General features: G+C 69.2%; 10 protein-coding genes and 3 pseudogenes. 3 read left to right on the forward strand and 10 right to left on the reverse strand.

The window, feature by feature from the left end; translation table 11 throughout:
• Positions 1-14: 14 nt before the first annotated feature.
• The 5 genes and pseudogenes from ACFY01_RS42995 to ACFY01_RS43015 all read right to left on the reverse strand — a co-directional run.
• A complete protein-coding gene (locus ACFY01_RS42995; RefSeq protein WP_390741219.1) occupies positions 15-1,106 on the reverse strand; it encodes an IS110 family transposase in 1,092 nt (363 codons plus the stop codon).
• Positions 1,107-1,330: 224 nt separating this feature from the next.
• Positions 1,331-1,594: pseudogene (locus ACFY01_RS43000) on the reverse strand (IS630 family transposase); the annotation flags it as partial.
• Entirely contained in the window at positions 1,591-2,130 is a 540-nt protein-coding gene (locus ACFY01_RS43005) for a winged helix-turn-helix domain-containing protein (protein ID WP_390741220.1), read from the reverse strand. The pseudogene ACFY01_RS43000 and the gene ACFY01_RS43005, both read right to left, overlap by 4 nt.
• Before the next feature lie 65 nt (positions 2,131-2,195).
• Positions 2,196-2,525, reverse strand: a pseudogene (locus ACFY01_RS43010) (transposase family protein); the annotation flags it as partial.
• Between the two features lie 110 nt (positions 2,526-2,635).
• Positions 2,636-3,745: pseudogene (locus ACFY01_RS43015) on the reverse strand (IS630 family transposase); the annotation flags it as partial.
• A gap of 81 nt (positions 3,746-3,826) precedes the next feature.
• Here ACFY01_RS43015 and ACFY01_RS43020 point away from each other — a divergent pair.
• On the forward strand, positions 3,827-4,360 hold the full coding sequence (locus ACFY01_RS43020) for an AAA family ATPase (RefSeq protein WP_390741221.1): 534 nt from the start codon (positions 3,827-3,829) through the stop codon (positions 4,358-4,360).
• Between the two features lie 323 nt (positions 4,361-4,683).
• Here ACFY01_RS43020 and ACFY01_RS43025 read toward each other — a convergent pair whose 3' ends face one another.
• The 4 genes from ACFY01_RS43025 to ACFY01_RS43040 form a co-directional block, all read right to left on the reverse strand.
• Positions 4,684-5,253 carry a DUF4232 domain-containing protein gene (locus tag ACFY01_RS43025; RefSeq protein ID WP_390741222.1) on the reverse strand — a complete coding sequence of 190 codons (570 nt, stop codon included), beginning with the start codon at positions 5,251-5,253 and terminating at the stop codon, positions 4,684-4,686.
• Positions 5,254-5,802: 549 nt separating this feature from the next.
• Positions 5,803-8,286, reverse strand: coding sequence for a GH92 family glycosyl hydrolase (locus ACFY01_RS43030; protein WP_390741223.1), 2,484 nt, complete (start codon positions 8,284-8,286; stop codon positions 5,803-5,805).
• Between the two features lie 125 nt (positions 8,287-8,411).
• A complete protein-coding gene (locus ACFY01_RS43035; RefSeq protein ID WP_390741224.1) occupies positions 8,412-8,897 on the reverse strand; it encodes an SRPBCC family protein in 486 nt (161 codons plus the stop codon).
• Between the two features lie 90 nt (positions 8,898-8,987).
• Positions 8,988-9,293, reverse strand: a complete 306-nt coding sequence (locus ACFY01_RS43040) for a hypothetical protein (protein WP_390741225.1) — start codon at positions 9,291-9,293, stop codon at positions 8,988-8,990.
• Between the two features lie 99 nt (positions 9,294-9,392).
• Here ACFY01_RS43040 and ACFY01_RS43045 point away from each other — a divergent pair, with 99 nt between their 5' ends.
• Both ACFY01_RS43045 and ACFY01_RS43050 read left to right on the forward strand, forming a co-directional pair.
• Complete coding sequence (locus ACFY01_RS43045; RefSeq protein ID WP_390741243.1) at positions 9,393-11,141, forward strand: AMP-binding protein; 1,749 nt, start codon at positions 9,393-9,395, stop codon at positions 11,139-11,141.
• On the forward strand, positions 11,138-12,580 hold the full coding sequence (locus ACFY01_RS43050) for a condensation domain-containing protein (protein ID WP_390741226.1): 1,443 nt from the start codon (positions 11,138-11,140) through the stop codon (positions 12,578-12,580). The genes ACFY01_RS43045 and ACFY01_RS43050 overlap by 4 nt, the downstream gene beginning before the upstream one ends.
• A 26-nt stretch (positions 12,581-12,606) precedes the next feature.
• On the opposite strand, the gene ACFY01_RS43055 is transcribed toward ACFY01_RS43050, so the two are convergent.
• Positions 12,607-13,509 (reverse strand): phosphotransferase, encoded by a 903-nt coding sequence (locus ACFY01_RS43055; RefSeq protein WP_390741227.1) that lies wholly within the window; start codon positions 13,507-13,509, stop codon positions 12,607-12,609.
• Positions 13,510-13,579 lie beyond the last annotated feature (70 nt).

Below are 13,579 nucleotides of genomic sequence, written 5' to 3' on the forward strand. Positions count from 1 at the left end.
GCCCCTATGTTGCGTCAAGCGGCAGAAGGCGAGGCAGTAAGGGCCGACGTCGGCTGGATCTGACGGTATATCTCGCGGGCGACGTAGCGTTTGAGGCAGCGGATGATCTCGCGTTTCGACATGCCCTGTTTCGTGCGTCGTTCGAGATAGAGACGTGTGCGGGCATCCCGCCGGAGGCGGGTCACGACGATGCGGTAGAGGGCGGCGTTGGCCTGCCGGTTGCCCCCGCGGTTCAGTCTGCGACGCTGGGTCTTCCCGGAAGACTGCTCGACCGGGCTGACGCCGCACAGGGCGGCGAACGACGCCTCGCTGGCCAGCCGCTCCGGGTTGTCGCCGGCGGCGATCAGCAGGGCAGCGGCGCTGTCGGGTCCGACACCGATGACGTCCAGAAGCTGCGGATGACAGCGACGGACGGCCTTGGTGACCCGGTGGGCGAGCTCCTTCACCTCGGCAGTCAGCTGCTGGATGCGCCGGGCCAGCAGCCGGAGCGTGAAGACCGCCGCATCGCCGGTGTCGGGAAGGACGGCGCACCTCGCAATCAGCGCCGCGTTGGTGAGCTTCGAGAATTCCTCGCGCAGCGTCGGATCAACTCCGAGCAGCAGAGCCTTGAGCTGGTTCTTCGCCTGCGTGCGGGCCTTGACGGCCGATTCCTTCGCCAGCCGCAGCACTCGCATGTCGGCCGCCGGGCCCTCACCGGTCTTGGGTGTGACGTCAGCGCGTCCGGACAGCACTGCACGGGCGGCGGCCTCCGCGTCCACGGCGTCGGTCTTGCCGCGCTTGCGGCGGATGGCGCGGTCCGGCTGATTGACCTCGACGACCTGCACGTTCTCCCGGCTCAGGAAGCGTGCCAGGGCTGATCCGTAGGATCCCGTGCATTCCACACCGGCTCGGCGCAGAGCGCCGAAAGAGCTTGCCCAGGACAGGAGTTGCCGGTATCCGGCAGCGGTGGCTGGAAACTCCTGGTGGGCCAGGAGCGCGCCGAGCACGGTGATCACGGCGGCGACATGCACGTCCTTATGGGTGTCCACCCCCAAAATCACGTCCTCTGCCGGCGGTTCTTCCGGCTGTGCGGGCAGAGTCGGCTGGGGCAAGCTGATGATGGTCACACGGCTCCTCGATCGGCACAGGGCTGTGGCCGCCGTCGGGCCGGTGGGCGGTCAGAACTGTGACGGTGCCTTGTGCGGCAAGGCCCCTATTGAGACACGCTCGCTGGTCCGGCGGCAGCAAGCACCGCCCGGGACCACAGGCCGACAGATCCTCAACAAGGCAGCGTGGCCAGTTGTCCCACGGGTCAGACCCTGGCCCCGGACGGCGCCCCACGAGTCTCACAGTTGTCCCACACGAGCACGATGGGTGCGCCGAGCTGCTGGTGGGCGGCGATGAGCAGGTCGCGGTAGTCGGTCCAGGTGAAACTGCGTCTGCCGCCGCGCTTGTGATCAACATGCCGCTTGGGCCGGTAGATCAGCCGTGAGCGTTCACCGTGCTTGTAGCAGGCCAGAGCGGCGATGGAGAAGCGGCGCTGGGAGCGTCCCCGCACCCGGATGACGGGTGTGCGTCCGCGTCGGGCCCAGGTGCGGGTGGTGGGCGGCGTCATCGAGAAGCCGGCTTCGTCTTCGAAGCACAGCCAGGCGTCGAGCGCCGCCATGGACCTTCCACCTGCGGCCAGGTCTCCTTCACCCAGCCGGTGACGGCTTCCTCGTCGCGCTCGGTGGCTCGGCGGGCCGGGACCTGGTGGCTGAAGCCGTGCCGGTGCAGCATCCGCGCGATCGCCGACACCGTCATGCTCTTGTGGAACCGGCGCCCGATCAGCGTCTTGATCCGCGCCAGCGTCCACGTCTGGTCCGGCCAGCCGTGCGCGACCGGCCCCTTGGCAAGCTCCTGCTCGAGCACAGTGAACAGGGCCTCACTCAGCTTGGGCCGTGACACCGGCCCGGCAGACCGCAGCCCCTCGGTGCCGGCGTCGTGCCAGTCTCGGCGCCAGCGCTGCACCGAGCGCACACTCACCCGTAAGTCCTTGGCGACCTCGGCGTTGGAGGCACCCGCAGCGAATCGCTCCGCGGCCTCCAGCCGGATCCGCTCGCGAAACGCCTGCCGCTCAGGCGTCAGCCCACCACCCTGCGGATATCTCACACAACAGGCATACCGCGACGATCACACATCGTCAGCCCCCAACGACATCACGCCACAAAGGTCAGTAACTCCTTGACCACGGCCTTGACCTGCATGGTCAGGCGGGCCGTGCGTCGCTGGTATCGCTCCAGGACACCGGGCACCTGTTCGCGGAAGGTATGGCAGCAACCGCGCGTGGGACACACCAGACGCCGCACCCGCACAAGGACCACCACCCGCCGGTCATCGATCGGCACGTCGGCCACCGTGCGCCAGTGATAGCCGTGCACCCGCCCTGATAGCGCCCCGCACACCGGACAGACCGCAGTGTTCTGCGGAGTACGTGCCCGCACCACGACCCGCTCGCCCTCGTCGACCACATCACCGATGACCAGCGGGGACAGCCCTGAAAACACCGTCTGCACAAGCTCGTTGACATCCTTCACACAGATACCAACGATGCATCAGGACTCTCCGTCACCACCGAATGTGAGACAGGGCCACTCGATTGACAGACCCCCCTCTCGACCTCGCGTAGGCGTTCGTCGGCGGCGTGCTTGTTCCGCCAGATGATGTAGCGGCGGATCATGCTGCCCTGCTCCTTGTGGCTGGCATGATCCGTCCCGTCCAGCGCGAAGTAGCGCAGGGCGGTGAACTGGGCCTCGATCCGGTTCAGCCACGAGCTGTTGGTCGGCGTGTAGGCAAACTCGACGTTGTTAACCGCGGCCCAGTCGCCAACCCGTCTGTCCTTTTTCGTGGTCAGGTGCGGGGAAAAGTTGTCGAGCACGATCGCGATCCGGACCTCCGCAGGGTAGAGGCTGCGCAGATAGCGGCAGAACTCCAGGAACCTCGTGCGGTTCTTCCTCGGCTTGATGTGCCCGTAGAGCTTGTCCTTGCCCAGGTCGTAGGCGGCGAGCAGGTGCCGGACCCCGTGCGGCCGCGTGTAGGTCGCACGCCTGCGAGCCCTCGGTGCCCGGTTCGGGTCCTTGTCTTTCCCGCCGCGCTCGGCCCATTGCCGCCCTGGGTGGGGTTGAAGGTTGAGCGGCCCGAACTCGTCCAGGCAGCAAACGACTTCGGGCTCATCGTCCTCGGGTATGACCTCGCCGTCGGTGATTGCGTAGAGGTGCTCGACGCGGGCCTTCTTGGCGGCGTAGTCGGGGTCACGGGAGGTCTTCCAGGTTTTTATGCGTTGAAACGAGACGCCCTCCTCGCGGAGCAGCACCCGAAGGCCCTCGTGGCTGATGTCGTCGACCACCCCCTCGGCGACCAAGAAGTCGGCCAGCTTGGCCAGGCTCCAGGTCGAGAACGGCAGGCCGTGCTCGGCTGGCTTGGACTTGGCGACCTTCTTGATCTCGCGTCGCTCGGGCAGGGTGAATACCTGAGGCCGGCCGCCCTTGTACTTCGGGTAGAGCGAATCGAAGCCGTCGGCGTTGAAGTCGTGGATCACGTCCCGGACCCGGTCCGTGCCGGTGAACGTCACCTCGGCGATCTTCGCCACCGGCATGCTCTGCGCGGACAACAGCACCATCTGGGCTCTTCGCCAGGTCACCACCGACCCGGTGCCTCTACGAATGATGCGTAACAGGCGTCGCCCTTCGTCATCACCGATCTCGCGCACTCGCACCCGTTCGGCCATGCCGACCAGTGTCTACCGCGGGCGCCCGAGCGGATCGACGCCCGACCGGACGCCAACGGCCGGGTATGCGACAGTGCCGACATGTTGATCGTGATGGCCGGTCTACCCGCAGCGGGAAAGAGCTCGGTTGCCGAGAGGCTTGGACGGGCGCTGCCCGCTGCGGTGGTGCCGGTCGACCCTATCGAGGCGGCGATGTGGAGTGCTGGCGTGGACCGCGGTCAGCCAACGGGTCTGGCGGCCTACCTCGTTGCCGAGGCAGTGGCCGACGGTGTGCTGGCGCTGGGCCAAAGCGTGATCATCGACGCGGTCAACGCGGTGGAGGCGGCTCGCCAACAGTGGCGGACACTGGCCGACCGGCACCGGGTGCCGGTGGTGTTCGTCGAGGTGGTGTGCTCAGACTTGCGGGTGCACCAGCAGCGATTGGAGCGCCGTTCCCGGGGCATCGTGGGCTTCGAGGAGCCGACCTGGCAAGCGATTCAGGAGCGACGAGCCGAGTACGAGCCCTGGACCGAGCACCGACTGGTGCTCGATTCGATCGCCGACCTGGCCTCGAACGTCACGAAGGCCCAGGAGCATCTGACCGAAGCAGCACAACCTCCACAGCCCGCTTCCTGAGAAGCCTGCAACCGCACGCCCTGCGCAAGGCAGAGCGAGTTCAACAGCCGCAGGGCAAACGTTGCCTGATGCGGCACTAGGAATCGGCGAGACCGCTCAGTCCTTCACCGCGAGTGTCCCGTGCCACTGGCTCTTGACCGTCTGCCATCGGACTTTGACGGACGCGTGTTTGTGGCACCGGAGTTTGATCACCGCAGGTCAGAGACTCAGCGCACCGAAGGTGCGCTGAGTCGCTGACCTGCACTTATGCGCAGTTCCTCGTAAGCGTGTAGGTCAGAGCCTTGCGATCGTCGTGCAGGCTGCTCGATTTGTGGGACGGGGGGTCAGGAAGGCTTGACCGCCGAGACCGGGGTGACGGTCACCTTGTTGTCGCACTCGGCCCACACCCCGTCGTTCAGGGCGACCTGGTGCTTCCCGGAGTGCGGCAGCCCGATGACCATCGTCGGATACGTCACCGGGTCCTTGCCCGACACGCAGTAGCCGTCGGCCTCCCCCTGGACCTGGACGAAGGTCAGCTTCACCCACGCCTTGCCGTGCGGCCGGACCGTCACGGTGGCCGCCCTGCCGGTGGGGGTGACCTTGAGCGGGGTGTTGTGGGCGGGGGAGCCGTTGCCGGCGCCCGCGACCGTCGGATGGCCCTTCAGGACGCACGTCCTCCCAGAGACGTTGGTGAACTGCACGACCGCCGCCCCGGTCCCGGTCCCGACGGGCCGGTGGACGGCCTGCCAGGCGCTGACCTCGAGGGCGGAGGCCGGGCAGGCGGGCGGCGGGGTGGAGGTGGTGGCGCTCGCCGCCATGGCGGTGCCGGGCAGGATGCCGGTCACCGCCGCCGCGACGGCGGTGACCGCCGTCGTCGCCAGAGCCGCCCTGCGAATGCCGTTGCTGTGACGCATGCTGTCGTCCCCCTGAGTCGTCTCGTCCGCGGGTTTCGGTCGTCGGTTGTTGCCCCGCGGTACGCGTGGTCGTGGTACGTGAGTGCAGACAGGGCGGGAGAGCGGCAGGTTCCGTGCGCGACTACTTGTGACGTAACGGTGACGACAGGCTGCACCCGTGCAGATGGCCGTCAGGGCAGACAGAAGAACCTCCAGCGCGCCACGGGTTTTACCACGCCCCCGGCGCGCACCGCAGGTGCGCTGAGTCGCTGACCTGCGGTGATCAAACTCCGATGACACATACTCGCGTCCGTCAAAGTCCGGTGGCAAACGTCGAGATTCAGTGGCACGGGACAACGAGCCAGAGGAGCCATGACCGCTGAGGGTCTGGATCATAAAATCGAACCTGTGAACGATGCGCCGTCGCGGCTCCCGGCCCCCGTCCCGGGAGCGGGGCGACCGGCGGACACGGTGCTGCCGAAGTGCCTCACAGTTGATTCCAACGCCGGGTCACGCCCCTCCGCAACAGCGGAGTCCCTCGTGGCGCGAGCCGCTTCGGGCCTTGGGCGGTCAGCCGTCGACGGGACGGTGGCCGACCGCGTGACGCCAGCCGTGATGGTGGTGGCGGCCCCGGCCGGGGTGATGGTGGCGTCGTCCGGCGTGGCAGCCCTGCGGTGCGCAGGAGCGCCCGGTGGCCGATCGGAGCGCCGCGCGGCCGGGTGTGCGCTTGTGAGGGACGGGGTCTGCGCCCCCGCCGAAGGACGGCGGGGCGTCACTTCGCGCGGCGCCCCACGCCGTGTCGGGGGTGTCGCCGAGCGTGTAGTCGAGGGTCCCGCCGTCACGTACGAAGGACTCCGGGAGCCAGGCCCTTGAGGAAGCGACGCCGTTGACCTTCAAGGCATGCACATAGGGCGTGTCCGCGTCCGCACCGGGCGCGTCGATTCTGATCGACCGACCGCCGTCACGGTGCACGGTGACGGCCGGGAACAGGGGGCTGGCCAGCACCAGTTCGGCCCGCCCCGGCACCTGTGGGTACATGCCGAGTGCCGCCCAGACGTACCAGGACGACAGGGTGCCCAGGTCATCGTTGCCCACCTCGCCGTCCGGGCCGGGGCCCCACAGCGTGTTGACGGCGCGGCGGACCACGCCCTGGGTGCGGTGGGGGGCGCCCGCGTAGACGTACGTCCAGGGAGAGTTCAGGGACGGTTCGTTGCCCAGGAAGGCGTGCGGCTCGTCCGGCCCGGCGTTGAGCTTCCTGAAGAACTCGTCGAGCCGCCGTACGACCTTCTCGTCGCCGCCCATCGCCGTGAACAGCCCGGCGAGGTCGTACGGCACCATCCACTGGTACTGGGCGGCGTTCCCCTCGACGTAGCCTTTTTCGCCGGCCGGGTCGAAATGGGACCCGAAGGAGCCGTCACGGCCACGCGGCTGAATCCAGGAGCCGGCCGGGTGGAACAGGTTCCGCCAGTGTTGTGCCCGCTTCCTGAACGTCGCCTGGGTCCCGGTGTCGCCGAGCCGTCCGGCCAGCGCCGCGATTCCGAAGTCGGCGGTGGTGTACTCAAGGGTGGTCGACACGTCGTCGGGCACGTACCCGAGCGACAGGTAGTCGGCGAGTCCGGGCCGCTCGACGTAACGGGCGCCGGTCTGTTGGATGGTGGTCGCGCCCTTGACCATGGACGCCAGGGCCGCCCTGGCGTCGAAGTCGGTCGCCCCGAAGGCGTACATGCCGGCGAGTATCGAGTGGTACGGGTCGCCGTTCATGACGCCCGTGAAGTCGTTGTCGACCGACCACCGGTCCCACACGTCACGGGCCTGGTGCGCCTGGTTGTACATCGACTGGGCGATGTCCGAGGCCACGTCCGGTGCGAGGAGGGCGAGCATCTGCGCCTCACAGCGGTATATGTCCCAGCCGGAGAAGTTGGCGTACTGGTGGTGGCCGTCCCGGACTTCGTGGATCCGGCCGTCGAAACCGATGTACCGGCCGTTCACGTCGTCGAAGACGTTGGGCTGGAGGAGTGAGTGGTAGAGGGCCGTGTAGAAGGTCGTCCGCTGGGCGTCGGTGCCGCCGGCGACCTCGATCTGGTGCAGCCGGGCGTTCCACTGTTTCCGGGTCTTCTCGGCAATGGTGTCGAACGAGGCCGACCCCTGCTCCTGCGCCGCGTTCTCGGCGGCGCCGGCGATGCTCACGTACGACAGGCCGACCTTGACCCCCACGGTCCGTGATCGGGTGGTGTCGAAGGTGACGTAGGCCCCCGAGTCGGCCCGGGCCGTGTCGACCCTCTCGCCACCAGGCGAGACGACGGCGTCGTGCCAGGTGCCGACAGCGGCGAAGGGCTGGTCGAAGGTGGCCGAGAAGTACACGCGGTAGCGGTTACCACTGCCGCAGAAGCCGCCGCTGGTGACGTAGCCGGTGATGGTGCGGCGAGCCCGGTCCACGGTCGCCCGGGCGTCGGAGGCGCCATTCACGGAGCCGGAGACATCGATGAGGAGTGATGCCCTGCTGCCGGCGGGATAGGTGAAGCGGCCGGCGCCGGAACGCTGGGTCGCGGTCAGCTCGACCTTCGTACCGGAGGCGAGCGTGACGCCGTAGTAGCCGGGCCGCGCTGACTCGGCGTCGTGCGAGAAGCCGTCCAGATAGGTGCCGGGCTCGGCGGCCGGCGACTTGGTCACCGAGCCCGCATGGGGCATGAAAGGCAGGTCCTGGGCGGCGGTGCAGCCGGCGCCGGAGAGGTGGGTCAGGCTGAAGCCACGGATCTCATGGTCGGTGTAGGCGTAGCCGCCGGGCTGGGGACCGTGGGTGTCCGGGCTCCACTGCACCATGCCGAAGGGAGCGTCTGCGCCGGGGAAGGTGTTGCCTCCGTCGTATCCGGTGGTGCCGGTCTTCTTCGTGCCGACGAACGGGTTGACGTACTGGGTGAGGTCCCCCGGAATGCTGCCGGTCCCGTCTTCGGTCGCCGCCCGGACGGGGGCCGCGGCAGCGGTCGGTATTCCGGCGGCGACGGCTATGGCCAGGAATAACCGGCCCCATCGCCACGACTTCGCCGGCGTCGGCATACGGAGCCTCCTCGACCACATCGACCCAACAGCCACCCCGTCACCAGGAGTATCCCTGGGTTGAGCTGTGAGTGAGCAAGTGGATGAGGCAAACGAGGCGGGTACGCCGCACCGCTCTCCGGTCGTCAGTCGCGACACAGGACCTCGAGTCGCCGCATCCCCTCCCGGAAGAGCTTGTCGATGTGTCCCCGGCCCGCACGCAGAAGCAGGTGCACCGGGGGCTCGGCATCGACGGCGAGCGTCCGGCTGACGGTGGTCGCCGTATCGGCCGCGGGTTCCAGGGTCCACTGCTCCACCTGCGCCGAGACGCCGGGCACGTTGGCTTCACAAGCATGGTAGGCGAAGCGCCTGCCGGCGTCCCAGGCGATGATCCGCACGCGGGCCCGGAAGGTGCGATAGAGCCGGAAGCAGCGTGCGGCGCCCACGCCGTACGGGGGCGGTCCCTCGAAGTGGACGTCGTTGACGGGAGCGAACCAGCGGGGCCAGTCCCCCGGCTCTTCAGCGAGTTGCTCGAAGATCGTCCCAGCGGACGCGCGCAGCTCCCGGGTGCAGGTCTGCCGGAAGCGGGCCCGGATCAGAACCGCTCGAGGGAAGCGGCAGGCACCCACCACGCCACCGACACCCGCTCCCTCCACACACGGCCCGAACACGACCAAAGCCGCCACGAAGTGCGATGCCGGTGGAGGAAGGGTGGTGCAGCCTCAGGCCGTTCGCGGAGCGGGGGCTACCGGAGCTGGAGGATCGAGCCGGGCGAGGAGGGTACCTCCGAGCCGCTGGAGTTCCTCGTCGTGGTCGACGCTCTGGAACCTGCCGCCGCGCCGGGGCAGGCTTAGTTGCTCGCGGAGCAGGGGCAGGGCTGGTGCCGCGAGGGATCCCATGCGGTCCAGGCAGGCCACGACATGGTTCGCCGTCGCGGAGTTCTGGGCCATGGCCTGCAGCAGGGCGTCCAGGACGGCCGGTGCCTCGGCCTCGCCGCCGATCTCCCAGAACGCGGCCGCGCAGTGCACCCGAACCCCTTCGTATTCGTGCGTCAGGAGGTTGCGCAGGCGCGGCAGTGCGGCGGAGGCGGGCGGGCCTATCTCGCCGAGTAGATCATCCTCGACGCTCTGCCCGCCACGGACACCGCCCTCGACAGTCTGCGGGTCTGCCTGCTCAGTGGCGACTGGATCCCGCTGTCCCTTCCCGAACGGATCCGCGAACGGACCCGCGACTGCCGCATCGTCAGCCTGGGCGGCGCCACCGAGGGATCGATCTGGTCGATCCTCCACGAGATCGACCGCGTCGCCCCCGACTGGACGAGCATCCCCTACGGCAGGGCCATGAACGGCCAGAGCGTGCAGATCCTCGACCACGCTCTCACGCCCTGCCCGACGTGGACCCCGGGGCAGATCCACATCGGCGGACACGGCACCGCCCTCGGATACTGGCGCTTCCCCGAGGGCGAGCGGGAGTCCTTCGTGTTCGACGGGCGCACCGGTCGGCGTCTCTACCGGACCGGCGACTGGGGACGGTTGCGTCCCGACGGCACCATCGAGTTCCTCGGCCGGCGTGACGCCCAGGTCAAGGTGCGCGGGCACCGGATCGAACTGCGCGAGGTCGAGTCGGCTCTGGCCGGGCTCGCGGGCGTCGAGCAGGCGGCAGTGGTCGCGACCGAGGACCGCAACGACCGGCGTCTGGCCGCGTTCGTGGTCAGCGAAAGCCCCACACCCGAGATCCGGGAGGACCTGGCACGCCGATTGCCGGACTACATGCTGCCGGCCACCCTGACCGCGCTGGCGGCGTTGCCGATGAGTTCCACCGACAAGCTCGACCGAGCCGCCCTCGTGCACACCGCCGAAGCCCTCGCAGCGCCACGGCCGCCCGCGCAGACGTCACCGGCACCTCAGCACTCCCCGGCATCGGACACACCGCATTGGAACACCGTCACCGAACAACTGGTACGGGAGACCCTGAACGACCTCCTGCCCGGCCACCCCGGCCTGGACGACGATCTGCTGGCCTTCGGACTGACCTCCGTCGACTTCATACGGCTGGCGAACGCCATGGAGAAGCACGGCCGCAGGCCCGACCTCAAGACGTTCTACCGCAACCCGGTCCTCCGCACCCTGCTGGAGCACACCGGCCCCCCGGACAGCCCAGGGGACGCCCCCACCGCGGCCACACCGTGGACCAGCTTCCGCGAACTCACCGATCCCGCGGACCGGGCGAACTTCCGGGCGGCCGCGCCCTTCTATCCGCCCGCACCGCCGACGCGCACCCTGCCCGCCCTGTCGCCCCCGGCGACCACCCGCGCCGCCACGCCCCGCTCGTTCACCCCGGCGCCGGTATCGGCACAAGCCCTGTCCCGCCTGCTCAGCTGCATGCGCCGGACCGACAGGGACGGCCGATCCGTCTTCGCATACCCATCCGCCGGGGGCCTCTACAACGTCCGCGCTCACGTCCACCTGCGGCCGGGACGCATCGACGGCACCCCCGGGGGCACCTACACCTATCACCCCGACGCCCATGATCTGATACCGCAGGTGCAGGACATCGACCTGGACACCAACCTGCACATAGGACCGGTCAATCGGCCCCTGGCAGCCTCCGCGGCATTCACCCTGTTCCTGACCACGGATCCCGCCGACTCCGCGCCCCTGTACGGCCGTGACGCCGAACCCCTCGCCCTTCTCAACGCCGGCTACATGGGACAACTGCTGTGCCGCACGGCGGCGGATCTCGGGCTCGGGCTGTGCCCCGTGCACGGCGTCGACTTCGAGACGGTGCGCTGGCTGCTCCCGGACGGCGAGCGTCTCGTCCTGTTGCACACCCTCGTCGGGGGTGTCCCCGCACCACACGGGGAGGCCGGACGATGAGCGGCGTTCCTCCGGCATCCGACGCGTCCGCCTCTTCGGCGGTCAGCGACGCGGCGCCGTTGTCCCCGGGCCAGGAACGCATCATCGAAGCCGAGTTCGCCCTCCCCGACGGGACCTGGCCCGCCGTCGGGCAGCGATCATGGCTGCGGCCCGTAGACACCGGTGCCGTCGTGATCAACGGTCCGCTGGACCGGCGAGCCCTCAGCAGGGCGTTCAGCGCGCTGATCCTCCGCCAGTCCGCGCTGCGCACCACGTTCCGTCACCTGTCCGGCGCGAGAGCGGTCCAGCTCGTCACCGCCCACGCTCCCGGCACGGCCGACCGCGGCGCCCTCAGCTTCCACGAAGGGGGGCAGCCGGTGGTCGACGACATCCTGCGGCGGACCCTCGCGGAGACCGTCGACCCGAGGCACACCCGGCTGTTCCGCGGTCATCTCGTCCACATGGGAGAAGACCACCACGTCCTTCTGCTCCAAATCCACCATCTCGTGAGCGACGGCTGGTCCGTCAGTGTGCTCTATCGCGACCTGTCGGCCCTCTATACGGCCGAGGTGCGCGGTGAACCCACGGATCTGCCCGTGCTGCCGGTCAGCTTCGCCGAGATCTGCCGGCGGATGCACCGTGAGCGCGGCGGCGCCGAGGAGCGGCGCCAGTCCGCCTTCTGGCGTGAGCGGTTGGCCGCACCCGGGCCGGCGCTGCGTTTCTCCCCTCGGCCTGCCCTCTCCCGCACTGCGGAGTCCCACGTCGACGTCGAGCGCGTCGTCGTTCCGTCCGCCGTGGTCGGGCGTCTCCGAGAGTCGGCGCGCAACAACGAGCACCGCGGTGGCGTCGCCGGACCCTTCCTCGCCGCCCTCGCGATTCTCCTGCACCACCGGACAGCCGGCACCGACATCCGCGTCGGCATGATGATCGCCAACCGTTCCCGCCCGGACACCGAGCACTTGATCGGCTACTTCGTGAACACGGTGGTCGTCCGGCTCCACATCGATCCGGCCCAGACCACGCGGCAGTTGGTCGCCGCGGCCAACGTCGCCGTGACCGAGGCCATCGAGCACCAGGCTCTCCCCATCCAGGATCTGCGGCACGCCCTTCGTGAGGAAGGCGCGCCGGAACCGCTGTACCAGGTGACGGTCGCGCTGAACACCATGCGGGCCGGTTCGCTTCGCCTCGCGGGCCTCGAGTGCCACGACCTCGACGTGGAGGATATGGACCCCAAGGTCGCCCCGACCACCATCGAGCAGCGCTGGGTCCTGGAGGAGCGGGCCGGTTCGCTCGCCGGCACCCTCACCTACCGGACCGGCACCTTCACGCGGGAGGAGATCCGGGACTGTCTCACCGACCTCGACCGGGCGCTACGCCTGATCGGTGACGCCGACACCACGGTCGGGGACGTCGCGGCGTCGCTGGAACCGGTCCTGCGAGCCGGCGAGGGCGTCCGGTGACGGCCGTGCACGACGTCGAGGACCGCTCACGGACGCACGGCGTCCCAGCGTTCGGCCAGCGACTCGGCAAGCGCCTGCATGTCGGCGTGGGAGCGCAGCGGATGAACCGAGACATGACCGTTCCGGTGCCAGCGGTACCGCCGCAGGGCGGTGAGCACGGCCGCGTGGAGCGCGGCGTCCCGGACTGCCTCCAGGTCCAGGTCGGAGCCGCTGCCCTCCTGGTAGCCCCGCAGCAGACGGCCAGCGTCCCGGACCGAGAACACCGAGCCGCCGCACAGTCCCAGTACCGCCATCCCGATGTCCAGGTACGGCAGGTCGAGGGAGCCGTCTTCCCAGTCGATGAACACGAGGCCGTTGTCGGGCCGCACGATGATGTTGTCCGGGAAGAGGTCAGCATGGACCGGAACGCGGGGCCCCGGCCGGTCCAGCACCTGCCACACCGCGCGATGGGTGGAGGTCGCCCACTCGGCGAAGGGGCCCTCCGGCAGCGCCGCCATGGCCTGCGCCTCCCCTGCGGTCAGCCGCAGAGAGGGGGGCAGCGGACTGTCGATCCCTGCCGCACCGCGATGTATCCCGCCCAGGATGACGCCTGCCTCGTACACAAGATCCGGGGTGAGGCGCTCCAGGCTGCGGCCCGGAACGTGATCACAGACGATCACGGGTCGGCCCTTGTGGGCGCTGACCCAGCCTCCGTCGTGCCGTGCCCGCAGGCGGGGCACAGGAGCACCGGTACCGGCCAGGTCCCGGAGGAACCGCGCGTAGTGTTCCGCCTCTTCGCGAGTCTTCTTGCGCAGCACGGTGAGCACGACGTCCCCGCCGGGCGACTCCACTCGGACATGGGTGTTCTCCATGCCACCGGTCAGCGGCCACACGCGGCGCACCGGCAACCCGTAGTCCGCCAACACCCGCGCGACGTCCGCCTCCGACACCGTTGCCCGCACCACGTCCACCGCCGCTCGTCACCGCGCCCCGATCCTCAGAGCCCGTACTCCTCGCGTT

The organism is Streptomyces sp. NPDC001480, from assembly GCF_042894725.1.
Classification (GTDB): Bacteria; Actinomycetota; Actinomycetes; order Streptomycetales; family Streptomycetaceae; genus Streptomyces.